At 60.3% G+C, this 25,680-nt stretch carries 24 protein-coding genes; 7 read left to right on the top strand and 17 right to left on the bottom strand.

The features are described from left to right. Window positions 1-63: 63 nt before the first annotated feature. Entirely contained in the window at window positions 64-1,035 is a 972-nt protein-coding gene (locus BUS12_RS13005; protein ID WP_074296073.1) for a PDR/VanB family oxidoreductase, read from the top strand. Between the two features lie 156 nt (window positions 1,036-1,191). Here the strand turns inward: BUS12_RS13005 and BUS12_RS13000 are convergent, their stop codons facing one another. The 7 genes from BUS12_RS13000 to BUS12_RS12970 form a co-directional block, all read right to left on the bottom strand. Beyond that, the gene (locus BUS12_RS13000; protein WP_074296072.1) at window positions 1,192-2,889 is read right to left on the bottom strand and encodes a methyl-accepting chemotaxis protein; all 1,698 of its coding nucleotides are present in this window, start codon (window positions 2,887-2,889) and stop codon (window positions 1,192-1,194) included. Window positions 2,890-3,009: 120 nt separating this feature from the next. Continuing rightward, the gene (locus BUS12_RS12995) at window positions 3,010-3,651 is read right to left on the bottom strand and encodes a DUF1109 domain-containing protein (RefSeq protein WP_074296071.1); all 642 of its coding nucleotides are present in this window, start codon (window positions 3,649-3,651) and stop codon (window positions 3,010-3,012) included. Between the two features lie 142 nt (window positions 3,652-3,793). Beyond that, window positions 3,794-4,297, bottom strand: a complete 504-nt coding sequence (locus BUS12_RS12990) for a DoxX family protein (protein ID WP_143788313.1) — start codon at window positions 4,295-4,297, stop codon at window positions 3,794-3,796. A 5-nt stretch (window positions 4,298-4,302) separates the two neighbouring features. Continuing rightward, the gene (locus BUS12_RS12985) at window positions 4,303-5,082 is read right to left on the bottom strand and encodes an HvfC/BufC N-terminal domain-containing protein (protein ID WP_074296070.1); all 780 of its coding nucleotides are present in this window, start codon (window positions 5,080-5,082) and stop codon (window positions 4,303-4,305) included. 131 nt (window positions 5,083-5,213) lie between these two features. Then, a complete protein-coding gene (locus BUS12_RS12980; protein WP_074296069.1) occupies window positions 5,214-5,525 on the bottom strand; it encodes a BufA1 family periplasmic bufferin-type metallophore in 312 nt (103 codons plus the stop codon). Between the two features lie 157 nt (window positions 5,526-5,682). Next, entirely contained in the window at window positions 5,683-6,324 is a 642-nt protein-coding gene (locus tag BUS12_RS12975) for a DUF1109 domain-containing protein (protein ID WP_074296068.1), read from the bottom strand. Next, window positions 6,321-6,866, bottom strand: a complete 546-nt coding sequence (locus BUS12_RS12970) for a sigma-70 family RNA polymerase sigma factor (RefSeq protein ID WP_074297450.1) — start codon at window positions 6,864-6,866, stop codon at window positions 6,321-6,323. Before BUS12_RS12970 ends, BUS12_RS12975 begins: the two co-directional genes overlap by 4 nt. A gap of 302 nt (window positions 6,867-7,168) precedes the next feature. On the opposite strand from BUS12_RS12970, the gene BUS12_RS12965 reads away from it, so the two are divergent. Further along, a complete protein-coding gene (locus tag BUS12_RS12965) occupies window positions 7,169-7,762 on the top strand; it encodes a TetR/AcrR family transcriptional regulator (RefSeq protein ID WP_074296067.1) in 594 nt (197 codons plus the stop codon). A 260-nt stretch (window positions 7,763-8,022) separates the two neighbouring features. Here the strand turns inward: BUS12_RS12965 and BUS12_RS12960 are convergent, their stop codons facing one another. Both BUS12_RS12960 and BUS12_RS12955 read right to left on the bottom strand, forming a co-directional pair. Further along, the gene (locus BUS12_RS12960) at window positions 8,023-10,125 is read right to left on the bottom strand and encodes a protein-disulfide reductase DsbD family protein (protein WP_074296066.1); all 2,103 of its coding nucleotides are present in this window, start codon (window positions 10,123-10,125) and stop codon (window positions 8,023-8,025) included. 76 nt (window positions 10,126-10,201) lie between these two features. Beyond that, window positions 10,202-10,894 (bottom strand): DUF1223 domain-containing protein, encoded by a 693-nt coding sequence (locus BUS12_RS12955; RefSeq protein ID WP_074296065.1) that lies wholly within the window; start codon window positions 10,892-10,894, stop codon window positions 10,202-10,204. Between the two features lie 365 nt (window positions 10,895-11,259). On the opposite strand from BUS12_RS12955, the gene BUS12_RS12950 reads away from it, so the two are divergent. Together BUS12_RS12950 and BUS12_RS12945 are read left to right on the top strand one after the other, a co-directional pair. Then, on the top strand, window positions 11,260-11,784 hold the full coding sequence (locus BUS12_RS12950) for a sigma-70 family RNA polymerase sigma factor (protein WP_253190139.1): 525 nt from the start codon (window positions 11,260-11,262) through the stop codon (window positions 11,782-11,784). Continuing rightward, on the top strand, window positions 11,781-12,422 hold the full coding sequence (locus BUS12_RS12945; protein ID WP_074296064.1) for a DUF1109 domain-containing protein: 642 nt from the start codon (window positions 11,781-11,783) through the stop codon (window positions 12,420-12,422). Before BUS12_RS12950 ends, BUS12_RS12945 begins: the two co-directional genes overlap by 4 nt. A 200-nt stretch (window positions 12,423-12,622) precedes the next feature. On the opposite strand, the gene BUS12_RS12940 is transcribed toward BUS12_RS12945, so the two are convergent. Continuing rightward, window positions 12,623-13,387 (bottom strand): peroxiredoxin-like family protein, encoded by a 765-nt coding sequence (locus BUS12_RS12940; protein ID WP_216352710.1) that lies wholly within the window; start codon window positions 13,385-13,387, stop codon window positions 12,623-12,625. Between the two features lie 95 nt (window positions 13,388-13,482). On the opposite strand from BUS12_RS12940, the gene BUS12_RS12935 reads away from it, so the two are divergent. Further along, window positions 13,483-14,070, top strand: a complete 588-nt coding sequence (locus tag BUS12_RS12935) for a TetR/AcrR family transcriptional regulator (RefSeq protein ID WP_074296062.1) — start codon at window positions 13,483-13,485, stop codon at window positions 14,068-14,070. Between the two features lie 52 nt (window positions 14,071-14,122). Here the strand turns inward: BUS12_RS12935 and BUS12_RS12930 are convergent, their stop codons facing one another. The 6 genes from BUS12_RS12930 to BUS12_RS12905 form a co-directional block, all read right to left on the bottom strand. After that, entirely contained in the window at window positions 14,123-15,421 is a 1,299-nt protein-coding gene (locus BUS12_RS12930) for an HlyD/EmrA/EmrK family protein (protein WP_074296061.1), read from the bottom strand. Between the two features lie 34 nt (window positions 15,422-15,455). Further along, the gene (locus BUS12_RS12925) at window positions 15,456-16,964 is read right to left on the bottom strand and encodes an efflux transporter outer membrane subunit (protein WP_074296060.1); all 1,509 of its coding nucleotides are present in this window, start codon (window positions 16,962-16,964) and stop codon (window positions 15,456-15,458) included. Window positions 16,965-17,014: 50 nt separating this feature from the next. Then, complete coding sequence (locus BUS12_RS12920; RefSeq protein WP_074296059.1) at window positions 17,015-17,452, bottom strand: MarR family winged helix-turn-helix transcriptional regulator; 438 nt, start codon at window positions 17,450-17,452, stop codon at window positions 17,015-17,017. Window positions 17,453-17,550: 98 nt separating this feature from the next. Continuing rightward, window positions 17,551-19,113: a DHA2 family efflux MFS transporter permease subunit gene (locus BUS12_RS12915; RefSeq protein ID WP_074296058.1), complete on the bottom strand. Its 1,563-nt coding sequence runs from the start codon at window positions 19,111-19,113 to the stop codon at window positions 17,551-17,553. A gap of 89 nt (window positions 19,114-19,202) precedes the next feature. Then, window positions 19,203-19,640: a MarR family winged helix-turn-helix transcriptional regulator gene (locus tag BUS12_RS12910; RefSeq protein ID WP_074296057.1), complete on the bottom strand. Its 438-nt coding sequence runs from the start codon at window positions 19,638-19,640 to the stop codon at window positions 19,203-19,205. A 157-nt stretch (window positions 19,641-19,797) separates the two neighbouring features. Then, the gene (locus BUS12_RS12905) at window positions 19,798-20,682 is read right to left on the bottom strand and encodes an NmrA family NAD(P)-binding protein (protein ID WP_074296056.1); all 885 of its coding nucleotides are present in this window, start codon (window positions 20,680-20,682) and stop codon (window positions 19,798-19,800) included. Window positions 20,683-20,787: 105 nt separating this feature from the next. On the opposite strand from BUS12_RS12905, the gene BUS12_RS12900 reads away from it, so the two are divergent. Beyond that, window positions 20,788-21,207 carry a winged helix-turn-helix transcriptional regulator gene (locus BUS12_RS12900; RefSeq protein WP_074296055.1) on the top strand — a complete coding sequence of 140 codons (420 nt, stop codon included), beginning with the start codon at window positions 20,788-20,790 and terminating at the stop codon, window positions 21,205-21,207. Window positions 21,208-21,344: 137 nt separating this feature from the next. Here BUS12_RS12900 and BUS12_RS12895 read toward each other — a convergent pair whose 3' ends face one another. Beyond that, window positions 21,345-24,023, bottom strand: a complete 2,679-nt coding sequence (locus BUS12_RS12895) for a TonB-dependent receptor (RefSeq protein ID WP_074296054.1) — start codon at window positions 24,021-24,023, stop codon at window positions 21,345-21,347. Between the two features lie 687 nt (window positions 24,024-24,710). Between BUS12_RS12895 and BUS12_RS12890 the strand changes: the two genes are divergently transcribed. Continuing rightward, window positions 24,711-25,655, top strand: a complete 945-nt coding sequence (locus tag BUS12_RS12890; RefSeq protein WP_074296053.1) for an ABC transporter substrate-binding protein — start codon at window positions 24,711-24,713, stop codon at window positions 25,653-25,655. Window positions 25,656-25,680 lie beyond the last annotated feature (25 nt).

The raw sequence follows: 25,680 nt of genomic DNA, 5'->3' as shown, positions 1-25,680 counted from the left end.
ATTGTCGAATCCATTTTTGTCCGCCAATAAAAATCTCGCCATGAACTTTTGAGTGTGGAAACCATGAGTGCTGAACGACTCAAAGCACGGGTGCGGACGCTGCGATACGAAGCGACGCGCATTGTGAGCGTGGAACTCGTGCCGACCGGCAACACGACGTTTCCATCTTTCACTGCTGGCGCGCATATCGATCTGCATCTGCCCAATGGAATCGTACGAAGCTATTCACTCGTGAACGCGCAAACCGAAGTTGACCGGTATGTGATTGCTGTCCTCGACGAGCCGGATAGCCGCGGCGGATCCCGTTATATCCACGAGTTGTTGCGTTGTGGCGCACAGATCGAAATCGGCTCGCCGCGTAATCAGTTCGCACTCGACGAGTCGGCGACCTCGAGCGCATTGATTGCGGGCGGCATCGGAATTACCGCGATTCTCTGCATGGCGCGTCGATTGCGCGCGCTGCGCCGTGATGTTCGCGTCGCGTATGCGGCGCGCTCTCGCGTGGATGCAGCGTTTGTCGATGATTTGAAGTCGCTCGGCATCGAGGTCGAATTGCACTTTAGCGACGAGCACCATGGTCGGCGGTTCGACATGGATGCATGGCTTGCTACGCGGCCTGATGGCACGCATGCGTATTGCTGCGGCCCGAAGTCGATGATCGATGCGTTCGAACTGGCGTGCGAGCGAGCGTCGATTCGTGACGTGCATCTTGAGCGGTTTCATCCCGTCGAAGGCGCCGTGGCTGCTTCAACGGAAACCTATGTGGTCGAACTGGCGCGCAGTGGCCGGACAATCGAGGTAGCGCCGGGCGCCAGCCTATTGGATACGTTGCTCAAGGAAGGTGTCGACATTGACTATAGTTGCAGGGAAGGTATCTGCGGGGCGTGCGAGGTCCGTGTCGTGGCCGGACAACCAGTGCATCGCGACAGCATCCTGAACGCGGCGCAGCGCGAGGCCAATGAAGTGATGTACATGTGCGTATCTCACGGTACATGTTCCTCGAGGCGGAATGAGCGGCTTGTGCTTGATCTTTGATAGCGAAAGGCTCGCTTTCGTCTGACCTTAACGCTTTTCTCACACGCTCCGCGTTTGGATTTTCCATTGCTGTCGTATTGCCACGGCGTGATGCTCTCAACGGCGACTGGCGCGGGCTTTCGCGCACATTGGTCACGCGTAAATAGCAAACGTCGGCTAAAACGAAGCCCATTCCGTACGCTGTTCCGCCGCGTCGCGAATGGCAGGCGTTTCCGCTGCCGTTCTTTTCTGGCCCGGTTTGAATGGTTGTACAGCAGCAACCTCAGCTCGAGGCGTCGCAGGGGCGGTCTTCGAAGGGTCAACTGCCAGCTTGAAAATTGACACAATCTCGCGCAGCGTGCCGGATTGCGCTGACATCGATTGCGCGGCGGCCGAGGCTTCCTCAACCAATGCGGCGTTTTGCTGCGTCACCTGGTCCATCTGCGCAACGGCCGTGTTGACCTGTTCGATACCAGTATGCTGTTCGAGCGAGGCTGTCGTAATCTCTTCCATCAGGTCGGCGACGCGCTTGACCGCCTGGACTACCTCACCCATGGTCATGCCTGCTTCGTTCACCAGATCCGAACCGGCTTTTACGCGCTCGACTGAGTGTGTGATGAGTCCTTTAATCTCTTTCGCGGCGCTGGCACTTCGTTGCGCAAGGGTCCGCACTTCTGCCGCGACAACGGCAAAACCGCGCCCCTGATCGCCCGCACGTGCCGCCTCGACTGCCGCGTTGAGCGCGAGAATATTGGTTTGGAAAGCGATACCTTCGATCACGGCGATGATATCGCTCACCTTGGCCGAACTTTCCGATATCGCATGCATGGTCTCGATCACCCGTCCTACAACATTGCCGCCACGCTGCGCGATGTCGGACGCGTTCGCCGCAAGCGCGCTGCCTTGCCGGGCACTTTCCGTGTTTTGCCTGACGGTGGAAGTCAGCTCCTCCATGCTCGCTGCGGTTTCCTCAATCGACGCAGCCTGTTCTTCCGTGCGCTGGCTCAGATCGGTATTGCCTGCTGCGATCTGCGCAGCGCCCGTGGCAATGGTCTCGCTGCCGGATCGTACCTGTCCAACCAGTTCCGCGAGTCGCTCATTCATGTGTTTGAGCGCTCGCAGTAGCTGGCTCGTTTCGTCCTTGCCGCGTACTTCGATTTTCGAGGTGAGGTTGCCTTGTGCGACCGTTTGGGCAATCTTCACGGACATGCGGATTGGGGCCGTGATGGAGCGAGCGATGATAAACGCAACAAGCAGGCTCAACGCGATGGCTATTCCGATCAGCACGCACGTAAACAGCAAGGCGCTGTGGAAGGCGGCCGCAGCCTCGGTACTGGAGTCGTCCGCTCCCTGACTATTAAGGGCAATGTCCTGCGCAATGAGGTCAGTGACTTTGGTGAACGCGCGCAAAGACTCGCCTCCAGCGAAAGACCGGGCGTCACTGAAATGCTCATCTCCACTGTCGGCAAGCTCGTTCAGCCGTTTGTCCAGGGAGAGATAGGTGCTCCATGCTGCCTTGATCTGGTTCGACAATTGCAGTTCTTCAGCCGAGCCGACCACCGCCTCGTACTGTGGCCACACCCGCGATAACTCATTTAGCGCTGCGTCGTGTTTCGACCGCTGAAACTGACGTTCCGAAGAGCTGGTTGCAATCAGATAACTTAAGGACGCCTGGCGCGTTTCATCAGCCAGCGCCCGTATATTGCCCAGCCGCTGGACACTGGGAAGCAGATTGGTTGCAAGATCTTGCGTACCAGCATAAATGCGGGAAGTCTGGGCGAGGCCTAGAGCGCCTACAAGACATAGCAAAACGAGCGTCACGCCAAATCCAATTCCAAGGCGAGCGCCTATCCTGAGACTGCCAATGGTTTTCACGACTTTTCCTTCGCATGTAGGTTGCAACGGTTGACTCAGCGTCGAATCAACACAGACGACCTGTATTGATCAGGAAACCTGATTTCCTGCGACGTGATTTCTCCTGGTGCTCTTCCCAGGCTACCACCTCAAATAGAGCGGACCCACTAGGGCGCCGATACCGGCGGTGATGCTGATGCCCAGTACGTACCAGACACCCCAGAACGGTACCGACATCTCTGAACAGTAAAGCGAATATACGAGCAGACCTTGCGCGCCGGCGAGCAGTCCGGCGCCTGTCCCTGCCAATATCAGGTGGATGGGAGCGAGTCCCTTCAAGGCGTGCATCACGGCGGCAAGCGATGGTAGGGAGAGCAGAACAATATTCGCTGTGGTGACTTTCCATGTGGTACCCAACATCAGTTGCAGGCGATAACCTGGCGGGGTCGCGAATACCATGAACGTGGCAGCGAGCAACATGGTAATGAATGGTAGTGTGACCACTAACCATGCCAGCCTGACGGGTGCACCGGGCCGACCAAGACGTCCAGCGAGATTCAATGCAGCGATGAGTGTCGTTACTGGAAACGCGAGCCGTACCCAGAACATCGTCGTCAGTAGCAATTCCGGCATGTCGCTGCGGATGCCGTAAAGTACCACCAGCAAAACCGTGCTGCTGGCCATGCCAACACTAAGCGCCCGATTGAGCCGCTTCGAAGAAAAATTCGACTCAATCGGTGTCAGATTGTTAGTTAGCCTGAGTATCAGATCTGAAGTTCTCATGTTGCCGCAACGTTTTTAAAGCGGATACGCGATGCAATACGAGAACCGGCTGTCGGGCAAGCTCTCAGTCCGGGACAGACAATACTTCGAACCCGGCATTCGTGATGCCACCTCGCTTGTCCGGTCAGATGCGTTCACGGGATCACGACCTGAACGACCGGTCACCCAGCAGATAGTCGATTGATATCAGCCCTGGTCCCCACGCCGCAATACCCAGTGCCATTGCCACCCAGGTCAGGTGAATCGGCCAGCCCTCAGGCACGGTCAGTTCGATGATGCAGGTCATCAATATCAGGCCGGCTGCGGCGAAGCGGGTTCCAAGGCCAAGCACGAGCAGCACCGGAAATGTGACTTCGCCGCAGCCCGACAGAAACGCGAAAACTGCGGGAGCAGGAAACGGATAGGGACCGCCCGGGAGATGCAGTTGAAACTCCTGCGTGAACAGGTCGATCGCCGTATCGTTGAGTTGCAGGAAGCCGTGCCACTTCAGAATCCCCGACTTCCAGAATGGCACAGCCAGCGCAAGCCGCAGCACGAGCTGAACCAGCCACGGTTGCGCGAGCGTCTGGATCAGTCGCTTCGCCGCGCCAATGGCGGAGACGAGCGGCTCCGGAAAGGGCAGTTTCAGGTTTTGTTGATTCGACATCCTGGTCAATCTCCGTGTTGAATGCCGGTCAATACGCCGGCTGAAAGCATCCCTGCCAGGTTGGCCTGGATGTCGAAGGAGGGCGCCTCCTGTAACGCCGCCGCGACCGCTTCGCCCAGTGATGCAGCTTCTAGAAGATGGGTCAGGAAGGCCGCACCGCCAGCCGGCAGGCGCGATACCAGCACCTCGTGTCCGGGTCGCGTCACGAGCGCGTCTTCCGCTTCGCCTGAGCGGAGCGGCGTAACGGGGCCATCGGTCCGGTTCATCGCAAAGATGGCGACGGCGGGATAGCGTGATCGCACCACCCGCGCGGCGGGGTGTGGTGTGAAACGGACTTCAGCGAGAGACGCCGGTTCGATCGTGGCTAACGCCTCGGCAGCGAGCACAGGCATGTCGGCTGCGTGATAAGCATCCAGCCACGCCCGCTCGATGCGCGCGGTGTCCGCAAGCCAGGGCATTTCACGCGCATATTCGTAGGATTCGATGAACGCAGGAAAGTCCCGTCCGTACTCGAACAGCAGCGGCGAAGTGGGAGGCGTCGCGCGGAGATGGAAACGGGCCATCGCCCTGAAGAAGTCGACGCCTGTGATGCGCTGGATAGCAGGATAGACCGCAGCCAGCGCGTCAATGAGGGTGACCGTGACGTTGTTGCGATAAACGTTGTAACGCTTGACCACACGCTTGCCCGGCGCGGCGATCACGTCTTCAGGTGCGGTGATCGATGGGTCCGTCAAACCCAGTGCAAACGCGGTGGCGTGGCCGCCCGAAGGATTTTCCGGCTGCATGGCTGGCCTCCTCAGCGAGTGACACCGTTTCCTCAGCCATGATGTGCCACTCGAACAGCCAGGCTCGCAAACCGCTGTTGTCCTTGAGGTATCGTTCATGGCCGCTCCCGTTCATCAAGCCGTTGGCCGGTTCAGGACTTTAGCGGCGTGAGCGAGCCATGGCCACCGCCCGGCACTTCGATACTCGTGCAGGTGCCGCCTTGAACGAACTTCCACGAGTTACCCTGGAAGTCCATTGCCGACGTTCCCTGGCACGTCGTGCCGGGACCGGCGGCGCAATCGTTCTGCCCCTTCAGGGCGACGCCGTAGCACTTTTCCTTGTGGGCCGCAATGGCTGCACCTTCTTCCGCTTTTGTGAGCGGTGCTGCGTGGGCGACTGATGCAAGCAGGCTCGCAACAACGCCGACGAGCAGTGTGGAACTAACAGTGGCTTTTGTGGACATCGAATTTCTCCAGAAGTTAGAAGGTATCCGTGATGGATACGTCATCTAATTCGTGGGTCACAGACGTCCGGTTACAGGGGAGTTTTCTTTTTTTGCCTGTGGTGGTCGACATCAGCCATTTGATCAGGGACACCACTGCATAGTGTCGGAGCGTTGCTCACCAGCGAAGGAATTTGTGACCAAGCACTGCTCCGAGCGCGGCTGGGAGCAACATGCCAGCCATATACCAGACGCTCCAGAATGCCGGACTCATCTCAGGGCAATGAAAGCAGTACGCGACTGTGGCGATCGAACTCGCGAGCAGCCCGGAGGCAGCACCGGCAAGCCGGAGACTCGTGGGTGCCAAACCTTTGACGGCCCAGAATATGGCGATGAAACCTGGAACGGCGAGCAGAAGAATATTGAACGGACATGACCGCCATGAGTGCCCGAGTATCGCAGGCAGGCGGTCTTTGGGTGCCGCGGTGACGACAATCATAATTGCCGCGATCCAGACGACCAGCACCGGTGTCGTCATGACGGGCCATCCGGCTCCAACCTTGGCGCCGGGGCGCGCCAGCCGAACGGTCGCAAGCAGGGCACCGATTGCGAGGCATAGTGGTAACGTGAGCTTCTCCCAGAAGATCGGGGTTTTGACGACAACACCCAGATCGGGGCGAAGGCCAAACACTGTAGCCATCAACGCCGTTGCGCCAAGAGCGGCGATAGGCAGTGAGATGCCGAACCGACGGGCTGCAGCGCCTCTTCTTACAGGTGTTATGCCGGTCGAGAGCAACCCGACAAGATCATCTGTTCTCATGCGATTCTCCGCACGTGTGCGGCCAGAGCCTTGAGGCCCCTATGGATACTGACCTTGACGGCCGACTCCGATAGCCCTGTCAACTGGGCGGCTTCGGCAACCGAAAGTCCCTGCAACTTGACGTGCAGGATCGAGAGCCTCTGTTTGTCAGGCAGATGACCAAGTAGTTTCCCGACATCACGACGGGCATCTGCCGGCTCGTCGTCGGATTCGGCGAAAATGTCGTCGTGCTCGTCAAGCGGTTCGTGCAACGACTCGCGTCGTGCACGCGTCCTGAAGAAATCCATCAGCTTATAACGCGCGATCGCGTGGACCCACGCGGTGAGAGGTTCGTCCGGGCGGTATGTATGACGTGCATTGTGCACGGCAAGCAGGATTTCCTGAACGAGATCCTCGACGTCGTCGTGGAGTTGTGGAATCCGCTTGCGAAGATAGCCCCGCAGGTGACGCGTCAGTTCGAACAGGAACGAGCGATATTCGGATGCGTTGCCCGCGAGGCCCGCGACAAACAATGTTTTCAGACGCTGCTCTGCGGAATACACGGTTCTGACTCCCGGGTCAAAGAGCAGAGTGGTCCCGAACCGCTGCGTCAAGCACGGCTTTCATGCCGGCAAGCATCAGGGCAAGCTTTGCAGGGTGGGGCGTAGGGTGAAAATAGAAGTCGATCATGGTTTACTGTGCGTGGCGTTCAGACCGCCTGATGCGTGCGTCACGGCTTTCGTAGCACCCTAGGGGAGGTTTGCTATCGCCTCAGGTCATTTTAGATCAATTGATTTAGAATATCGTAACGTGTGTGACGTTGCAATGCCGACCGGCAAAACGTTACGCGATGGCAGGAGTTAACATGGCCCGACCACGGGAATTTGATGAAAATGCGGTTCTTGATGCCGCCGCCCACCAGTTTTGGATCTATGGCTATACAGCTACGTCCGTCCGGGATCTCGCGCAGGGTATGGGAATTACGGGGGCAAGCCTGTTCAACGCGTTCGGGGACAAACGGTCGCTGTTTGAACGAGCGCTGGCACATTACATTGAAAGAAGCTTTGGTGACCGGGTATCGAGATTTGAGCGAAGCCTCCCACCGTTGGACGCCATCAAGGCATTCTTCCGCGAGATTGTCGAGCGGTCGGTCTGCGACAGGGACCGTAAGGGATGCCTGCTGGTGAATTCGGCGCTTGAGGTTGCACCACACGACGCCGATTTTCAGGCGATGATCGCAAACGTACTGATCGCGGTCGAAGCGTTTTTCCTGCGTTGTGTGCGCGCTGGTCAGCAGGCTGGCGAGATTTCGACTACACAGCCTGCTGATGATCTTGCCCGGTTGCTGCTGGGCGTACACCTGGGCATACGGGTGCTTGCCCGGGTAAGACCGGAGCGTGCGCTGCTGGAGGGAGTTGTACGGCCAGCGCTGGCGCTTCTGGAGCCCAACGTCAAGTGAAGCCGCTACACACGACGGATTGTCCATTTTGCTTTATGCGGTCGACGTGTTGTGCCGGTTCGACCTCGCCCTTTAAATTCGTCCAAAAAGTGCTTCGGGTTACACGAACGAGGGCAAGCCATGTACGAAGAACATGGAGAAGACTTTCCTGAGTCGAGGCGCCCACTCGAAGCATGTGGCGGCTTACACCCCCTATCTCAACGAGCCCTTACCTTCAGTTGGTCGTAAGTCTGAATAGCTTCTGAAGAAATTGCGCCATTTCAACCGGCGGATGAATGGCTCTTCGCCGTTTGCGGGAGGGTGGCATTGTCGAGCGCGCGGAAGAGCGTCGAAGTTTGCAAGACCTCCGGCAGCAATTGCCCCTGTGGCATGCGAGGCCCATATACGACGTCGAGCGGAATGCCAAAGCGACCGAAATCCTGAATGTAGGCGAGGACTCCGGGGTTATACCGGCTCCAGTCGGCTCGCATGCGCACGATATTGTCCTGTCTGAGCCGAGTGCGCACGGCAGCCGTGTCCAGAACAGACAGCTCATTGATCTTACAGGTGAGACACCAGCTTGCCGTTACGTCGACGAGCACAGTCTTGCCGCTGGCGACCAGCGGGCTGATTGCATTTGGATCGAACGCTTGCCATTCGGAGGGTGGAGCGCTGCGATCTGCTGCTCCGGAAGGGGTAAGCGAGGCCATTGCAATGGCACTGCACGCAAGGAGCGCAGTCGTCGCGCCTGACCATCGGTGGGTCCGCAGGCTTCCCAATCGGGTAACGACGGCCCGTACGGCGAGAATGGCAATCAGCACGATGCCGACGAGTGACGCGACTGCCATACCCGCGATATTCCACAGCGACACGATCAGCCAGACCGAAGTCGTGAGCAGCATTAGGCCCATGATTTTGCGCAACTGGATCATCCATTGGCCGGGGCGCGGAAGCCACGTCGCGAGCAACGGAGCGAGCGCCAACGTCAGGAACGGGAGTGCCATTCCTACCCCAAGTGCGAGAAGCACCGCGGTAATCTCGAGCGGGCTACGTGCCAACGCAAAGCCGACCACCGTACCGACGAGCGGAGCCGAGCACGGTGTCGCCAGAAGCGTGGAAAGCATGCCGCCGACGAACGCCTCGACAATCGGCCCCCGACTCGTTGCGCCGCTTGCACCTCCGGAAAGGATTGGCGGAAGACCGATCGGGAGCCAGTCAAAGAAGCTTGCCGCGAACAGCGTTGTGAAGACCGCCATGCCTGCGAGGAACCATGGTTGCTGGAACTGTATGCCCCAACCAAGTGACGCACCCGCGAGTTTGAGCACCGACAGCACGGCCGCAAGCAATCCGAATGACGTGACAATCCCAAGTGCCGTCGCGAGCGCCACCCGCCTTGCCGTTTTGCGTTCGGTGCCTGCGGCTTTCGCTACCGAGAAAACCTTGATTGAAAGAACGGGCAACACGCATGGCATGAAGTTCAGAATCAGGCCGCCAAGAAGCGCCAAGGCCAGAATAACGACGATGCCGCGATCGTCGCCTCCCGTGGCGATGACGGGTGCGGCCATGAACTCGGCCGCTCTGGATCCGTCCACCACGGTCAGGCGCAGCGGGTCTTTCGCTGCACCGGCAGGTGGCAGTTCGACTTCCAGTGCAGCCCGGTGCCCGTGGTTTGAAAGGTGTACCTGCGGCGCTGCGGGCAGACCGGCCTCGGCTCCTTCGACGAACAGGTCGGGCGACCGAAACGGGGTACCCTCGCTAAGCAGATCGACCTTCAGGCGCCGGCCGCCGGAGGTTTGCTCCAGCGTGTTATGCACCACGCCGATGCCGGCCTCTGTGGGCGTCCGCGGCACCCTTTGCGCCGCTGCGACGATCTCCGCTGCTTCACTTGATGGTTCGTCCGTGCCCGGCGGCAACGTGAGCGTCACCTCCGCATGTTCGGGCACGCAGACATTCGCGCAACTCGCATAGTCGAGAGTCAGCGCAATGCGGGTCGCCTCGAGCGGATGGTCTAGCTTAAGGCTCACTGGCAGAATCAAATCGCCTGTATAGACACTGTTTTGCAGACCCGAGATAACGAGGCGGGACGGCGCCGGCCAGGACACGGATGCCGATGCGACATTGCGGGACCGAGACCAGTCGAAAATCGGCGCGATGCCGGCATCGCCAGGGGTGCGCCAGTAACCATGCCACCCGTTCGGATACCGGAACTCGACACCTATCTGAAGCGTGCTGCCTTGTACGCCGTTGGTTGCTGTGATGATGCGCACACTGGCCCGCTGATCGCCGGACCAGTTGGACGACGCCGCATGAGACGCGAACGATGGAGCAAGAACAAGTGTTGCGACAACGGCAAAGAAGGTACTGATGCGTGTGACGCGCGACATCGCTTGCTTCTCCCGAAGAGATGGTAAGCACATAGGACTTTTACAATGCGTCTGTCCGAGACGGGGTGAGAGCACGCTAAGGCGCATCTGTCACGCGGGCAGCTCCGACAATGTGTCCGTCCGGCGCCTCGAGCAATACCGCGGACTTCTCACCGGCAGGTAACTGCGGGTCGAACACAGCCGGTTCGCCGGTCCATTGACCAATCTGTTGGAACGAGCGAACGATGTTGGACTCCTTCAGCGTTCGCCCTCCGTTTTCGCCACGCCCGACGGCGGTCATGTGCTGCGCGTCGTAACCAACCAGAATCACGCGCGCGCTTCCGGAGCCGGCGCCGACCGAAACAGTAATGGCGTTGCCCTTGCGCACCGCGGACAACGGCGCGGACGTTGAATCCGCGTCCTTCGCTTTCTGAATCGCGACCTCGGCGGACGAGCGGTCTGAACCCACGAAGGCCGTTGTTCCGTCGACGACCATTTCGGGCGTGTAGGAGCCGTCGCCAAAGCGTCGCCCGTATTCAGCCTGACGTTGGGTGGCGATATCGAGGGAAAAAGGATCCTTCCATCCGAGGCTGTTCCAGTAGGTGACATGAAAAGCCAAAGGGAGAATGTCGCTTCGCTGCTGACTTAACTCCGACAGATAGGCGTCAGCCGGCGGACAGGATGAACAGCCTTCGGACGTAAACAGTTCGACAACCACCGGTCGGGGCATTGCCGCAGCAACCGGGAGGGCCACAAGCAGTGAAATGGACGCAAGCAGACGGGATAGCATGAGTTGACTCCTGGTGAGGATCGTTCATGCATTGGTCGCAGCGGGGAAGGCGATATGACAGCCCGATGAGAAAAAACTGAGGAACCTCTTGAGCAGCATCTGTTGTTAGTGGAAAACCGGGAAGGCGGAACGATTCCGGTTATACCTCGTGTCATGTTTGGCGGCGAGCCACGACTAAAGGACGGAAGAAAAGTGCCCGTTTTAACGATCAACGACCGTCCCGCTGGAGATCATGGCGTGTGGAAAAGCACTTCTCTACTACCCGCGTCAATGCTGTTCACGTAGCTTATTTCGTGCCAACTGTAACCAGAACCCGCAATGAACCGAACTACCGAGATGGACCGGCGCGTCCCGTCGAAGAGCGGCTGAAGGCTCTATTCGTACGTGGTCTGGATGGGGACGCGGCGGCTTATCAGGCATTTCTCGGCGACCTGACCGGGCATCTGCGCGGGTTCCTGAGAAAGCGTCTCTTTTATCTGCAAGACGATATCGAGGACCTGGTTCAGGAGATTTTGCTGGCAGTGCATAATGGACGCCATACCTATCGTCAGGACCAGCCGTTGACTGCCTGGGTGCATGCGATCGCAGGTTACAAACTGGCGGACTTTTTTCGCGCCCGATCGCGCCGGGAAGCCTTGCACACGCCGCTGGACGACGAGCTCGAGATATTCGCCACCTGCGATGTCGAACCGGCGGAGGCCCGGCGTGATCTGAGCAAGCTGCTCGAACAGTTGCCCGATCGCCAGCGTCTGCCGATTCTGCACATGAAGCTGGAGGGGCTGTCGGTGACTGAAACCGCAAAGCTCACCGGCCTGTCGGAGTCGGCGGTCAAGGTTGGCGTGCATCGCGGTCTAAAAGCATTGGCACTGAAGTTTCAAGGCGCATCATGAAGACAGAGGATCTTGTTTCACTGCTGGCCGCGGGGGTGCCCGCTATCGATCATAACGTGTCGGCAAAGCGATTCAGCCGGGCGATGTTATGCGGCGGTGTCGGTTCCACGGTGCTCATGGCAATCGTTTATGGCGTTCGCCCCGATATCGGCGCGGCGATGAAGACGCCGCTGTTCTGGATCAAGCTGGCTCTGCCTCTGTGCCTCACACTCGCTGCGTTGCTGGCGACGGCGCGACTATCCCGGCCAGGCGTGGCGGTAGGCCGCGCGTGGGCCGCGCTTGCTGCGCCAGTGCTCGCCGTCTGGATTGCGACGCTCGTCCTGTTGTGGTTGACCCCTTCCGACGCGCGTTTGCCGCTGGTCATGGGCAGTACGTGGCGCGTATGTCCGCGTAATATCGCGTTGCTCTCAGTGCCAGTGTTCATCATGGTGTTCTGGGCGATGCGAGGTTTGGCTCCCACGCGTCCCAGGCTGGCCGGCGCCGCAGGCGGCCTGCTGGCGGGAGCGACTGCAGCGGTTGCTTACTGTTTCCACTGTCCCGAGATGGGCGTGCCATTCTGGGCGGTCTGGTATCTCCTCGGCATGCTGATTCCCACGCTTGCTGGCGTGGCGCTGGGCCCACGGCTGCTGGACTGGTGAATTGGACCGTTGGAAGGTCAAACTGCGTTCAGCCGGCGCAACTCATATCGCCTTTCTGGTCGGCGGACGGAACCGGGCCATCGTCATTCTCGATTGGCTCTGGGCGTATCTCACCTACCGGCGCAGCACGCGGCTCATTACACGCGATACGCGAGACAAGATGATGGATTGACAGGATCCGTTTTCAGGATCCGTCGAGCTTATTTCAAGGTTGCCAGCGCGGCGACCACCTCATCGGGTTCCGCTCGACCTGTCATGTAATCCACGTCGACATGCGTGAAGCGAATGACGCCGGCCGCATCGATCACATAGGTTGCCGGAACCGGAAGTTCGTACGAATCCTCCCCGTTACGCAGCGCGATATCGTTCTTGAAGACGTTCTTCGAAAATGCCTGTAACTCATCCCCGACCCGGAACACGATGCCGAACTGCCGTGCCACCGTGTTGCCGAAATCGCTGAGCACCGGAAACGTCAGCTTGCTCTTCTCGGTTGCCACGATGCTGTGATCCGGCTTCTCCGGAGAGATGGCAATCAGGCTTGCGCCAAGCGCTTCGATCTTCGGCAGTGCTTCTTGCAAGCCGCGTAGTTCGAGATTGCAGAACGGACACCATTCGCCGCGATAGAAACTGATCACTACCGGCCCCTTGGCCAGCAGAGTCTTGAGCGAGACCTGATTGCCGAACGCGTCGGGCAGCGTGAAGTCCGGTGCGGATTGTCCGCTCTTCAACGCGCCGTCGATCGCGCCGGATGCGCGGACGCGCTCCATATCGCCGGCAATGATATTGAACTTCTCGCCTAGCTTTTCCTGAACCATTGCCTTGTATTCCGCCGAGGCCTGTTTGACCGACATGCCGTACTCCTTATATTCGTTGACACGGTGAATGACCGGCTGACATCGCCGGGCACAGGGTAGAGAAGGGCACATCCGCCTTGATGTTCGGCGCGCCTCGATGTTTCGCCACATGCTTGTTTGTAGCGATCGATACAAATATCGCTCACGCCCGCCCAGCCTGTCAATGCAATTTTTAGCTACTGCTACAAATAAGCTATGATGGCGCCATGGCACGAACAATTGCATTCGACTACGATCGGGCTCTGGAGCGGGCGACGTGGCTGTTCTGGAAGAGCGGCTATGCCGGCACGTCGCTGCGCGATCTGCTGAAGATCATGGACATCGGCGAAGGCTCCTTTTACAACACCCTCAAGAGCAAGAAGCAGCTTTATCTGGCATGCGTGAGGCGCTACGAAGAGACGGAAGGGCGCAAGCGCGGGCAGGCTCTGATGAGCGCCCCGACGGCTAGCCAGGGGATTCGCGCGCTGTTCGGTGCGGTGCTCGACTGCCTGGACAATCCGTCCACGCCGTCGAGGCTCTGCATGATGGCGGCGATGGCCTCCGAAGAGGTGCTGTCGGAGCCCGAGCTGCGCAAGCTTGTCGAGGATGGCCTGGGAAGTTTTCACGCTTGTCTCGTCGAGCGGTTGAGCCAGGATCGAGACGAGGGTCGATTGTCTGCAACGCTGGATCCGCACGTTACCGCATCAGTTGTTGTCACCTATCTGCAGGGCATCTGGCGTATGGCGCTGGTGGACTACGACCGGCCTCGTTTCGAGCGGCAGATCGATGCATTCCTTAGCGGATTGGGACTTTAGCTGCCTGCGTTCTCAGACGCCTGGCTGTCATGGCGACCAGAGTGACCGGCGCCTAACCGCGCGCAGGATCCCGCATCGCCGCTTTCCCTGCCGCCGACGTCGCCACCTTCGCCTGCGCTGCGATCTCGTTCTGCCCGATGATCTTCGCGATCTCCGCATCGGCCTGCGCGCCGTACTGCGCAAACACATCCGTGTGATAGGTCGTGTTCACAGCAGCGCCGAGCTGCGTGCCGGACTCGTCGCGCGTGTCGGCGTCAACCACCATCGACAGCCCGATACGAAGCGGATGCGCCTCCAGCTCCTTCTGGTCGAGGGCAATACGCACCGGCAGGCGCTGCACGATCTTGATCCAGTTGCCGGTTGCGTCCTGTGCCGGCAGCGTCGCGAACGCGCTGCCCGTGCCAGCCGAGAAACCGATCACCCGCCCGTGGTACTTGACGCTCGAACCGTAGATATCCGCCGTCATCGTGACCGGCTGACCGATGCGCATCCGCCGCAATTGCACTTCCTTGAAGTTTGCGTCGATCCACACGCCGTCGAGCGGCACGATCGACATCAGCGGCGTGCCCGGTGCGACGCGCTCGCCCACTTGCACCGAGCGCTGCGCCACGTAGCCCGTCACCGGCGCCGGCAGCGTATTGCGCGCGTAGTTGAGGTAGGCGTCGCGGACCTTCGCGGCGGCGGCTTGCACGTCCGGATGGTTTTCGACCGATGTGCGGTCGGTCAGCGCATGGTTCGATTGCGCCTGCTGGCGGGCGGCGTCGAGCGCGGCCTGCGCGACGGCCACGGCGTCGTGGGCGTGCGAGACGTCTTCCGCCGATACCGCGCCGGTGTTCTGCACCGCGACGCGGCGCTTCAGATCGTCCTCTGCTCGGGCCAGGTCCGACGCGCGCTGCGCGACGTTGGCCGCGTAGTAGTCGTTGTTCACGTAGAGGGTGCTCACCTGGCGCACGGCCTGGCCGAGCGCCGCCTCGGCGTTCAGGAGTGCGATCCTCGAATCGGCCGGGTCCAGCGTGACAACCGGGTCGCCCACTTTCACGATCTGCGTATCGTCCGTGTCGACTGCGTTAACCGTGCCGGTCACCTGCGGCGTGAGCTGCACGAGATTGCCGTTGACGTACGCGTCGTCGGTCGACTCGTGATATTGCGCATACGTGAAATAGTACGCACCATACGCAGCACCCGCGACCACCACGCCCATGCCCAGCAGTGCAAGCCATAGCTTGCGCTTGCCTGAGGCGCCGGGCGGCGGCGCGTTCGGCGAGGTCCCGGCGGGAGCAGCGTGTGCCCCGTTGCTTTTCGATGACACCGGGTCCGCGCTCGTGCGGTCGGTCGTGGTGGTATCGCTCATGTCAATTCTCCAGAGAGTTTGCGAACGTGCCGGTTCAACGCGCGGCGACGACAGGGTTGGAAGGCGCGGCTGCAGCCGCACTGTGTATTGATTCGGATGACGTATCGACGTAGCCGCCGCCGAGCGCCGATGCGAGCGCGATCTGCTGGTCGCGCCGGTTCATCAGCAGGTTGGCGACGGCCTGATCGGCCTGCAGCGCGTTCATGTCGGCGTTGAGCACGGTCAGCTGATTCGTCAGGCCGCCCTTGTACTGCGTGATCGCCAGATCGTCGGCCTCGCGTGCGGCCTGTTGCGCCGCTTGCGCATCGCCAAGCTGCACGTCGCTCGAGCGGATCTGCGCAAGTTGCGTCGCCACGTTGCTCAAGGCGGTGATCAACGTCTGGTTGTAGGTCGCGACGGCGTCGTCGAAATCGGCGTAACGGCCCTTCAATTGCGCACGCAACGCACCGGCGTCGAAAATCGGCAGATTGATCGCCGGACCTACATTGGACGTGCGGCTCGCCGCCGTCAGAAAGCGGCCGAAGCCGAACGCGTCCAGACCGATTGCGGCGCTCAGGTTGATGTCCGGGTAGAACTCGGCCTTCGCTTCCTTCACTTCGTGCGTGATCGCATCGACGCGCCAACGGGCCGCGACGATATCCGGGCGGCGGCTCACGAGGTTGGCGGGCAGGTTGTCCGGCAGACGCACTTCGTCGCCGACACCAAGCGCCGGCCGCGTGATCGCGAGCCCGCGGTCCGGACCTTCACCCATCAGCGCGGCTAACTGGTAGCGGGTCGTCAGGATGCTGCCGTCAAGCCCGGCGAGCGCCGAGCGCGCGGTCGCGAGATTCGCCTGGGCCGTCTTGCGCTCGACTTCGGTATCCAGCCCGGTTGCGATGCGGCCGGCCGTGATGCGGTCGATCTGTTCGCGGCGGCCGACTTCCTGCTGGGCAATATCGTGCAGCACGTAAAGCCTTGCCAACTGGTTATAGGTGCGGGCGATCGCGGTGGTGAGCGTGAGCTTGACGACTTCCGCATCGGCCTCGCTTGCTTCTACCTGGGAGACGGCGGCCTTCATCGATTCGCGATTCTTGCCCCACAGATCCAGATCGTATGAGGCGCTCAGCAGCCCGGTGTTCTGGGTTTGCCAGGTGCCCGCGTAGGGCGGCGGCACTTCCGCCGTGCCGCTGAACTGCTGGCGTTGCAGCGAATACTCGGCGTCGACGCGCGGCATCGTGCTGGCCTTCGCGGTGTCCGCATAGGCTTGCGCCCCGGCGAGGCGGGCGCGCGCCTGCGCGATCGTCGGGCTGCCCTTAAGCGCTTCCTCGAGCAAGGCCTTCAGTTGCGCATCGCCGAACTGGTCGGCCCAGTCGGCCGCCGGCCAGTGACCGCTTTCGGCCGGCAGGCTTTGCGTCGTCTCGTACTGTTGCGGTTGGGCCATCTGCTTGTCGCTGTGGATGCCCGCATAGTTGACGCATGCCGAGAGCACCGCCGCCATGATCGCCGACAGCCCCGCTTTTATCGCACGGGCACCGCTGCCGGGTTGAGTAATCTGCTCTTTCATTTTCTGACCTGTCAGATTAATGATTAAAAAAAGGGGGGGCGCCGCAGCGCTCACTCTCCAATGAACTTGTTAAGTAGACGGCACAGCTCTTCGAACTCTGTCTTCGTGAACTTCTTCAACCGCGCGTTCAGCACTTCCGGTGCGATATTCGGAATCTCGGCCGCGATCTGTTTGCCCTGCTTCGTCAGCACCAGGTTTACCACCCGGCGATCGTCCACGCTGCGCGAGCGTTCCAGCAACCCCTTCGTTTCCAGCTTGTCCAGCATCCGCGTCATCAGGCCCGTGTCGACGGACAACATCTTCGACAGCTCGAACGGCGTTGAGGCCAAACCGCGCTGCATGCCGAGCAGAATGCCCATCTGCGGGCCGGTGATGTCGAGATCCTTGAGGGCCGTGTCCATTTCCGCCGTGATCAGGTTGCGAGCCTTGGTCAGCAAGAACCCGACGCTGTGCGTCAGGGAAAAACTTTCCGACGTGTAGTGCTTCATGGCGCATCCTCAATTCAAGTGACTTCTACAATGACTGTAAAGTCAGATATTGTCAAGAAGAATTTCTGCGATTTCTTCCCGTCCGGACGGCGCGCTACTCAGTGACCGCCGGCCCCCGCTGCGTTCGCCGCGCCGTCCTTGCTGGGCTTGGTGATCCAGATGAGTGGAATGATCAGCACAAAGATCACCGCCGACAGCCAGAACACGTCGTTCAGGCCGAGCATCGACGCCTGCGCGCTCAATTGCGTTTCGAAAAAGGCCTGGGCTTTGAAGAGACTCGCGTGCAGCGTCGTCTGAATATTGGCGAGCGCGTGCACGTAGTTCGGGTTCGTCAAACTGGTCTGCTCGGCGAGCTGCGAATGGTGCTGGATTGTCCTGTCGTTCCAGATGGTGCTCAGGAGCGACGTGCCCGCCGCGCCGGCGAAGATCCGCGCGAAGTTCGACAGCCCCGCGGCGGCCGGGATCTTCTCCTGCGGCAAGCCCGACAGGATGATTGCCGTGAGCGGCGTAAAGAACAGCGCCATCGGGATGCCCTGCAGCAGCGTCGGCAGAATGAGCGTGTAGGAGTCGACGCCCGTCGTGTACCACGAACGCATCAGGAACACGCCCGCAAAGCCGAGGAAGGCGAGCGTCGCCAGCACCCGTGTGTCCGATTTCGGCATGATCTTGCCCATCACGGGCGCAAGGAGCACGGCGAAGATGCCGAGCGGCGCGGTCACCAGCCCCGCATCGACGGCCCGGTAGCCCAGATACTCCTGAATCCACGTCGGCAGGATCACGAGGTTGGCGAAGAAGACCGCGTATGCGACCGATATCGCCGCCGTGCCGCCGAGGAAGTTACGCCCTGCAAAGAGGCGCAAATCGACGATCGGTTTGGCCTCCGTCAGTTCCCAGATCACGAAGAACAGGAACGCGATCAGCGCGACGATCGTCAGCGCCCAGATCGTCGGCGAATTGAACCAGTCGAGATCCTTGCCCTTGTCGAGCATGACCTGCAGCGCGCCCACCCAGACGATCAGCGAGAGGAGCCCCACCTTGTCGACCGGCAGCTTGCGCGCCGGCGTTTCGCTCTTGCGGTAGAGCGCCCAGATCACTGCGGCGGCAAAGAGGCCGACAGGCACGTTGATGTAGAAGATCCACGACCAGTTGTAGTTGTCGGTGATCCAGCCGCCGAGAGCCGGCCCGGCGATCGGCCCGACCGTTGCGGTCATCGCCCACAGCGACAGCGCGCTCGAGCTTTTTTCCCGCGGAAACGAAGCGAGCAGGAGCGATTGCGACAGCGGCACCAGCGGCCCCGCCACCGCGCCCTGCACGATACGCGCGAGGAGCAGCACGGGCAGGTTCGGCGCCAGGCCACACGCCGCTGACGACACCACGAACAGCAGGATCGCTGCCACGAAAAGCTTGACCTGCCCGACCCGCTGCGTGAGCCAGCCGGTCAGTGGAATCGACACCGCGTTGGCCGCGGAGAACATCGTGATGACCCACGTGCCTTCGTCGACTGACACGCCAAGGTCGCCGGAGAGCGTCGGGATCGCAACGTTGGCGATCGACGAGTCCAGCACATTCATGAAGGTAGCGAGGGCCACGGCGAAGGTGCCCAGTGCGAACTGCCAGCCAACCAATGGGGCAGGCGCGCTTGCGGCTTTTGGCGGATTCATGTTGCGTCCTTTAAGGGGGTTGACGGCCGGCTGTCCTGAAGCCGGCGCCTTTTATCTGACAAGTCAGTTATTTGGGTAAAAAAAATGGCCTACCCATCCAGCAACTTGCCGAGGAGCCTGCACAAGCTTGCGAATTCTGCTGGGGTAAAGCCTGACAAGTGCTGGTTCAAAATCTCCGGCGCAATTTCCGCGATCCGCGCGGCGGCATCCCGTCCCGCTTCGGTCAGCGTCAGGCTGACCACTCGCCGGTCCTCGCTGTCGCGAGTCCGGCGCACGAGACCCTGCTTCTCCAGTCGATCCACCGTCCGTGTGACGAATCCCGAATCGATGCGCAGCAGCCTGGACAAGCCCGCCGAGGTGTGCGTCATGTCCTGAAACAGGAGCAGCAGTGTACCGACTTGCGAACTGGTGACGCCTGTGCCCGCAAGCGCCACGTCCATTTCCGCCGTGAGCAGATGGCGGGCTTTGCTCAACGCAAAGACGATGCTCTGACCCGGCCAAAGAAAGTTGTCGAACTCATGATTCATCTCTGATTCCTCTGTTTCTGATGCGGAATATATCTGACTTCGCAGATATATGCAAAGATTTTTTTGAGTTGGACTGAACGGGTCGTCGCGGGCTCAGGCTGTCCACGCGAACCACATCGCGGTGCAGCCCGGGCGGCTCGCATCGCGCCTTAGGCTCTCAAGCTCCGAAAGCGGCCTTTGCTTCCTTGAGATACTCGGCGAGACGTTTTGGAGTGCGACCGATAAGCGACTCGACATGGTCCGTGACGATGGAGAGATTGCCCGCCCGCGTCTCCGCTTCAGCCGACACCAGGACAGAGACGAATATCTCAGGAACGCCGGCGGCCTTCAGCCCCGTAGCGAGTTGTCCGTCGGTCACGTGAACGACGGAAATGGGCTGGCCTGTCGCCTGACTGGCGAGGCGGGCAACTTCTTCGGTAGACAGTGCCTCAGAACCCGTGAGGGTATATGTCCTGCTTTCCAATGTTGAAGTGGTGAGCGCTGCGGCAATCGCTTCGGCAATGTCCTCACGTCCAACGTACGACGTTCTCCCGCCTTCGGCCGCGGAGTGCCACTGTCCGCTCTTCAGCGCATTGGGAAGCGACCGGAGCAGATTCTCGTGATACCAGCTGTTCCGGAAAATCACGTAGGGCAGACCGGTGGCCTTGATGGCCTGCTCGGTTCCCAGGTGGTCGGGCGAGAAGGTCAAAAGCGAACTGGCTGGATTGGGCTGAGACGTATAGGCGAGACGCTTCACGTCCGCGGCGACGGCCGCCGCGACCGCATTGCGATGCTGCTGCAGGCGCGTATCGGTTCCGTCCAAGGCATCCGTAGAAATAATGAGGACGGTGCCGGCACCGTTGAAAGCCTCGGTCAGGCCATGTAAGTCTTCGAAGTCCGCCTTGCGCACCTCGATGCCTGCCGCAGCGAGGCCGGCCAGCTTCTCAGGGCTGCGGGTACCGGCGACGATCCGGCTGGGCGCTACGCCGCGCGCTAGCAGGTGCTTGATGACGAGTTGCCCGAGTTGACCGGCCGCACCGGTCACAAAAATACTGTCGTTCATGCGCGAACCTCATTTTGAGTGTTACTCTCAATTCGAGAGCGCCTCGATAATCGGGCGTTCGCGGGCAATCGTAAAGAAGGCAGTTTTTCAGGAGATAGTTACCAAATGGGAACCACCACGGCGACGACGAGTACGCTCAGAGCGAAGCTTGAAGGGGCCAAGGCAAAATACGGGGCGTTCGTGAATTGCCCCGTGCGCGACGTCATTGACGTCATTAGCGGCAGGTGGAGTTCGTTGCTGATGACTGCACTGGCCGAGCAACCCTACCGGTTCGGAGAACTTCGCCGGCTCGTGCCTGACATATCGCAGCGCATGCTCACGCAGACGCTTCAGGAGTTGCAACGCGACGGCTATGTGCATCGAGAGGTCTTTCCGACCAAACCGCCAGGCGTGGAATACAGCCTGACCGACCTCGGCCATTCGATGTTCGAAGCGCTACACGTGCTGCTGCAGTGGGCGGAGGACAATCACGATGCGGTTACCGCGGCTCGCGACGGCTTCGATAGCGAGAGGAAATCCGCGTAAGAGGCGCGCGGCAGCGACAGGTTGCGACCGCTTGCCAGAAGACGATGTACGGGTGTTGTTCTTTGCTGCGCGGCCGCACTGGGCCGCGCATTCTCTTGCCGGGTTATCAGATCCAACCTCAACCGGCCAGCGATCCGTCAAAACTTATACGTTGCCCCGATCTGCGCGTAGACACCGAGATCGCTGTAAAGCGACGAGTCGTAGAAGCTGCCGTCAACATACGGCCACAGCGCGTCATACGGCGGCTTGTGGTTGAAGATGTTGTTGATACCGGCATACAGCGTCCAATGCTTGATGCCCGAGTAAGACGCAAACAGATTGAACTGGCTGTACGAACCGACTGAGCCAGGGCTTCCGGCCGCTTGCGCATACGGCCCCGTGTATTGCCACGTGAGCGTCGCGTTCCAGTTGCGGTTTGTCGAAACCCAGTTCACGCTCGTGTTGCCCTTCCAGCGCGGGAACGATGCACCGAACACCGTATCGATGCCAAGGTTGTTGCCGGCCAGGTTCACGCTCGGTTGACCCGGGCCATTGGCCAGATCGAAGTGCCACACCCACGCCCAATCGGCTGCCAGCGTGAACGTGCCCAGTTGCGTCGGCAGCGCCTGGCGGAAGGTCGCCTCGAATCCGTCCGTGCGCATCGTGCCAAGGTTCTCGAATTGCTCGGTGATGAAGGCCGGCGCAGATCCCGTTTGAGCGATGTCCGCCGCCACCTCGCTAGTCGGGTTCGGCGTGCCGATCACGTTCGAAACCGAGATTCGATACCAATCCAGGCCCACGTCCGTGTTGCGCGTCGGCGACAGTTCGAAGCCAAGGTTGTAGTTCTTCGTGCGTTCCGGCGCCAGGTTCGGGTTGCCGGTGATGAACTCCGGCACGTTGTAGTTGGAACCGTTTACCGTGACGCTCTGGAACACCGCATTGACCTTCTGGTCTGCCTCGATCAGCGTCGGCGCGCGGAAACCGCGGTCGTAGCTCGCATAAGCCGTCAGCGCCTGGATAGGCTGGTAACGCAATGCGAAGCGGGGCGAGAAGGCGCCGCCCACGTCGCTATAGTGGTCGTAGCGGCCGGACTGGCTGAACTTCAGGTTATCCAGCAGCGGGATATCGAACTGATAGAACACGGCGGCAATGTTGCGCTCGCCATCCACCGACTGCAGATACGGGTTCAGGTAATTGTAAGAACCCGGCCCGACGTATTCGGACTGGTGCTGGAACTGCGTACCGAAGCCCGCGCCCACGTCACCCGTCGGCAAATGAAACAGGTTCGGCGTCGAGATCGACGCATCCACCGTTTCGAGCTTGGAAATCGCGAGCTGCGAGGTCGTGCCGTAAAGGCCGGGCAGATTTTGCAGGGTGTTGCCGTCGAACGTCGAGGCGGTCACGCCGCTCAGGTAAGTGCCCAGCACGTTTGCGTTGAGCTGATTGCTGACGGTGTTCGTCACCGTGCTCTGCGAGTGACCCGCCGAAGCCTCCCAGTTCCAGTTACCGATCGAGCTGGTATCGATCTCGCCCTTCACACCGGTCGACACGCGATAGAAGTTCGAGTCTGTGTTCTGCACCACCTGGTTCGGGAAGGCGTAGTTGACCGTATAACCGTCGCTCGTCTGGTTGTTGAACAGGCCATAGCCCGCCGAAGGCGAATAGACGGTCGGCGCGGTCACACCCGGCGCAGCCGTGCCCAGATAGGCGTACCCCTTGCTGAGTTGCGTGGTGTCGTAGCTTTCCCACGCGTCCACCCATGCCTGGGTCGTATCGTTGATCTTGAAGTCCGCGTGAACCTTGAGGTTCGAGCGATCGACCTGCGGCGCCAGGCTATACGCGGAAGCCGCGTTGGGCGGTTGGCAGACCGTGCCCGTCGAGCCGCCGGCGAATTCGCTCGCAGGGTTCGGCGAGCCGACCGAGCCAAAGCAGTTCTTGGGCGCCTGCAACACCCCGGTCGGCGACGCCAGATACGAAAGCGGCGAGACATTGGGGCCGCCCAGCGCCGAATAGTCGAGCGCATCCGTCGTCGAGCGATCGCCGAGCGTCAAGCCGCTCGCGCGATAGAAGCTTGCTGCCGCGGTGACGTTATAGCCGTCGGAGGCCAGGTTGCCGAAACCGCCCAGCACATTGAACTTGACCGTTCCATCCACGCCTTGCGCTGCGCCGCCCAGGCTGCCGTCCAGTTGCAGACCCTGGTAATCGTGCTTGGTGATGATGTTGACGACACCGGCGATGGCGTCCGAACCGTACTGCGACACGCCGCCTGACTTGACCACTTCGATGCGGTCGACCATGTTGGTCGGAATCGTGTCGATGTCGAAGAAGGTATCCGTGCCGTTCGATCCGAACGCGTAGGGCGCCGCCCGCTGCCCGTCGATCAGCACCAGCGTGTACTTTTCGCTGAGGCCGCGCAGGGCGATACCCGCGCCGCCCGGCGCGAGATTGAACGGTGTGGTTTCTCCCCAACTGCTGGCCGAGTTTGCCGAGAGCGATTGCAGGTAACCCGCGACCGTCGTCTCGCCGCTCTGCGTGATGTCTTTCTGAGTGACGGTCTGCACCGCGTTGAAGCCGGTCTTGTCCGTCTGACGGATCAGCGAGCCGGTGACTTCAAACGTCTTGAGTTTCGCTTGTGTGCCGTGTTCGTCGGTGGTGGTGGTGATGGCCGACGAGCCGGAAGCGGCCGCAGGCGCTGCCGCGGCACCGGCAGCCGGGTTGGTCCCGCTGCCGGTGGCCGGTGCGGTCTGTGCGAATACCGGTCCTGCCAGCGTTGCACCTAGCGCAACATGTGTCCAGATCAGGTGTCTGGCGGCGACCGCCAGTGCTCGTTTTTTCATGTTTACGTTCCCCTCGCGTGTAATGGCACGATGTGCGCGAACTGCGCCCCGGACCCATGTCGTAGAAGCCAATAGCGGAAAGGAACATAGCAGGCCCGGATTAGCGGATCAAAATTTTTTAGATACAAGTTAATAAGTTTTGATTCGTTGACAAACTTCCTTACCAACCCTTTGTTTTGATGGTTGAAAGCTGAAAGACAGGTAAGCGAGACCGTCCCACGGATTCAGCGCGCAGAACGGTCAAGCCCGTCGTGCCTAAACCCAACGTATTGCGCTGTGCAATGCAATCGCTGGCCAATCAGTTGACTGTCTGTTCCATCTCGCCGAACCGGTGCCGGATGAGGTGTGGCGGATCAAATATTGTTCATTTAATGGCAGTAGCGGCGACGCTTGATTGGACGTGGCCATTGGGATGCGTGCGGGCTTAGGTATTGAATTAGGTCTGTATAACGATCTGCCAAATACTTGGTTTGCTCCAGAGTGATGCTCCTGCACTATTCCGGCAGCCCATGTTTCATGATGGATCTAGCCGGATTGCGTGGTCTTAATATGCTAAGCACTATTGATTGATTGTCTACGCCTCGCAGATCTGCCCGAACGGTGGCGTCTGTTACGTGCGCGCATTACCTGTTTTGATTCCGAGCGTCAGCGCACCTGGCATGCATTGCCATCCAAAGAGCCCAACTTATGACACGACGCAGAAAATTCCTCTCGAATCTTGCGGCGCTTGCTGCCGCATCGACTCTCTGGCCGGTGCAACGGGCGCTAGCCGATACCCACTCATTCGACTTCAGCCCGGAACAGCGCGGACGGGTGAGAGCCCGGAAGAATCCCGCGGCAGTGCAACGCTTGAGCAATGGATACCGTTTTGTCGAGGCTGGCGTGCTGACGGTTGCCGTTGCGCCATTCGCAGCGCCGATTGCAAGCTATGCCACCGACGCGCGCTCGATTGTCGGTTCGGATCCGGACTACGCTCTGCTCGTGGCTGACGCGCTTGGCCTGAAACTGGTATTCGTGCCTGTCGCATGGCCGGATTGGCCGTTGGGGCTCGCTTCCAGCAAGTACGACGCGGTGATCTCGAATGTGGGCGTGACGGAGCAGCGCAAGCAGAAATTCGATTTCACGACCTATCGGCTCGGTTTGCATGCCTTCTATGTACCGGTGGCCAGCGCAATCCAGTCAATTCGCGAGCCGAAGGATATCGCCGGTCTTCGCGTCATCACGGGTTCGGGAACGATCCAGGAGCGCATCCTGCTGGAATGGAACAAGCAGAACGTAGCGCAGGGACTCAAGGAAACCTCGCTCCAGTATTTCGACGATCTGGACACGGCCTCGCTCGCATTGTTGTCCAATCGCGCCGATGCGATTTTCAATCCCCACGCACCGCTCGCCTATGCGGCGGCGACGCAAGGAAAGATTCGTCTCGTCGGAACCGTCAATGCGGGTTGGCCGCTCAGGGCCGACGTAGCGATTGCATCGCGCAAGGGCGCTGGACTCGCTGATGCTCTGACCGAGGCGACCAATGGCTTGATCGCGGGAGGGCAATATCAGGCGGCGCTCGCCCGGTGGGGGCTTGAAGCCGAGGCAATCTCGCACTCGGAGACCAATCCGCCAGGATATAAGGATTCCTGATCGAGTGGAACGGGATTTTTGTTCA

It is taken from the genome of Paraburkholderia phenazinium, from assembly GCF_900142845.1.
Classification (GTDB): domain Bacteria; phylum Pseudomonadota; class Gammaproteobacteria; order Burkholderiales; family Burkholderiaceae; genus Paraburkholderia; species Paraburkholderia phenazinium_A.
Note: the sequence above shows the minus strand (reverse complement) of the source record. Positions and strands in the feature narration are given on the sequence as shown.

Bases quoted from the DNA above. Each gene is read 5' to 3' on its own strand.
- BUS12_RS13005 (WP_074296073.1), top strand. From the start codon at position 64: ATGAGTGCTGAACGACTCAAAGCACGGGTGCGGACGCTGCGATACGAA.
- BUS12_RS12995 (WP_074296071.1), bottom strand. From the start codon at position 3,651: ATGAGAACTTCAGATCTGATACTCAGGCTAACTAACAATCTGACACCG.
- BUS12_RS12990 (WP_143788313.1), bottom strand. From the start codon at position 4,297: ATGTCGAATCAACAAAACCTGAAACTGCCCTTTCCGGAGCCGCTCGTC.
- BUS12_RS12985 (WP_074296070.1), bottom strand. From the start codon at position 5,082: ATGCAGCCGGAAAATCCTTCGGGCGGCCACGCCACCGCGTTTGCACTG.
- BUS12_RS12980 (WP_074296069.1), bottom strand. From the start codon at position 5,525: ATGTCCACAAAAGCCACTGTTAGTTCCACACTGCTCGTCGGCGTTGTT.
- BUS12_RS12975 (WP_074296068.1), bottom strand. From the start codon at position 6,324: ATGAGAACAGATGATCTTGTCGGGTTGCTCTCGACCGGCATAACACCT.
- BUS12_RS12965 (WP_074296067.1), top strand. From the start codon at position 7,169: ATGGCCCGACCACGGGAATTTGATGAAAATGCGGTTCTTGATGCCGCC.
- BUS12_RS12960 (WP_074296066.1), bottom strand. From the start codon at position 10,125: ATGTCGCGCGTCACACGCATCAGTACCTTCTTTGCCGTTGTCGCAACA.
- BUS12_RS12955 (WP_074296065.1), bottom strand. From the start codon at position 10,894: ATGCTATCCCGTCTGCTTGCGTCCATTTCACTGCTTGTGGCCCTCCCG.
- BUS12_RS12945 (WP_074296064.1), top strand. From the start codon at position 11,781: ATGAAGACAGAGGATCTTGTTTCACTGCTGGCCGCGGGGGTGCCCGCT.
- BUS12_RS12940 (WP_216352710.1), bottom strand. From the start codon at position 13,387: ATGTGGCGAAACATCGAGGCGCGCCGAACATCAAGGCGGATGTGCCCT.
- BUS12_RS12935 (WP_074296062.1), top strand. From the start codon at position 13,483: ATGGCACGAACAATTGCATTCGACTACGATCGGGCTCTGGAGCGGGCG.
- BUS12_RS12930 (WP_074296061.1), bottom strand. From the start codon at position 15,421: ATGAGCGATACCACCACGACCGACCGCACGAGCGCGGACCCGGTGTCA.
- BUS12_RS12925 (WP_074296060.1), bottom strand. From the start codon at position 16,964: ATGAAAGAGCAGATTACTCAACCCGGCAGCGGTGCCCGTGCGATAAAA.
- BUS12_RS12920 (WP_074296059.1), bottom strand. From the start codon at position 17,452: ATGAAGCACTACACGTCGGAAAGTTTTTCCCTGACGCACAGCGTCGGG.
- BUS12_RS12915 (WP_074296058.1), bottom strand. From the start codon at position 19,113: ATGAATCCGCCAAAAGCCGCAAGCGCGCCTGCCCCATTGGTTGGCTGG.
- BUS12_RS12910 (WP_074296057.1), bottom strand. From the start codon at position 19,640: ATGAATCATGAGTTCGACAACTTTCTTTGGCCGGGTCAGAGCATCGTC.
- BUS12_RS12905 (WP_074296056.1), bottom strand. From the start codon at position 20,682: ATGAACGACAGTATTTTTGTGACCGGTGCGGCCGGTCAACTCGGGCAA.
- BUS12_RS12900 (WP_074296055.1), top strand. From the start codon at position 20,788: ATGGGAACCACCACGGCGACGACGAGTACGCTCAGAGCGAAGCTTGAA.
- BUS12_RS12895 (WP_074296054.1), bottom strand. From the start codon at position 24,023: ATGAAAAAACGAGCACTGGCGGTCGCCGCCAGACACCTGATCTGGACA.
- BUS12_RS12890 (WP_074296053.1), top strand. From the start codon at position 24,711: ATGACACGACGCAGAAAATTCCTCTCGAATCTTGCGGCGCTTGCTGCC.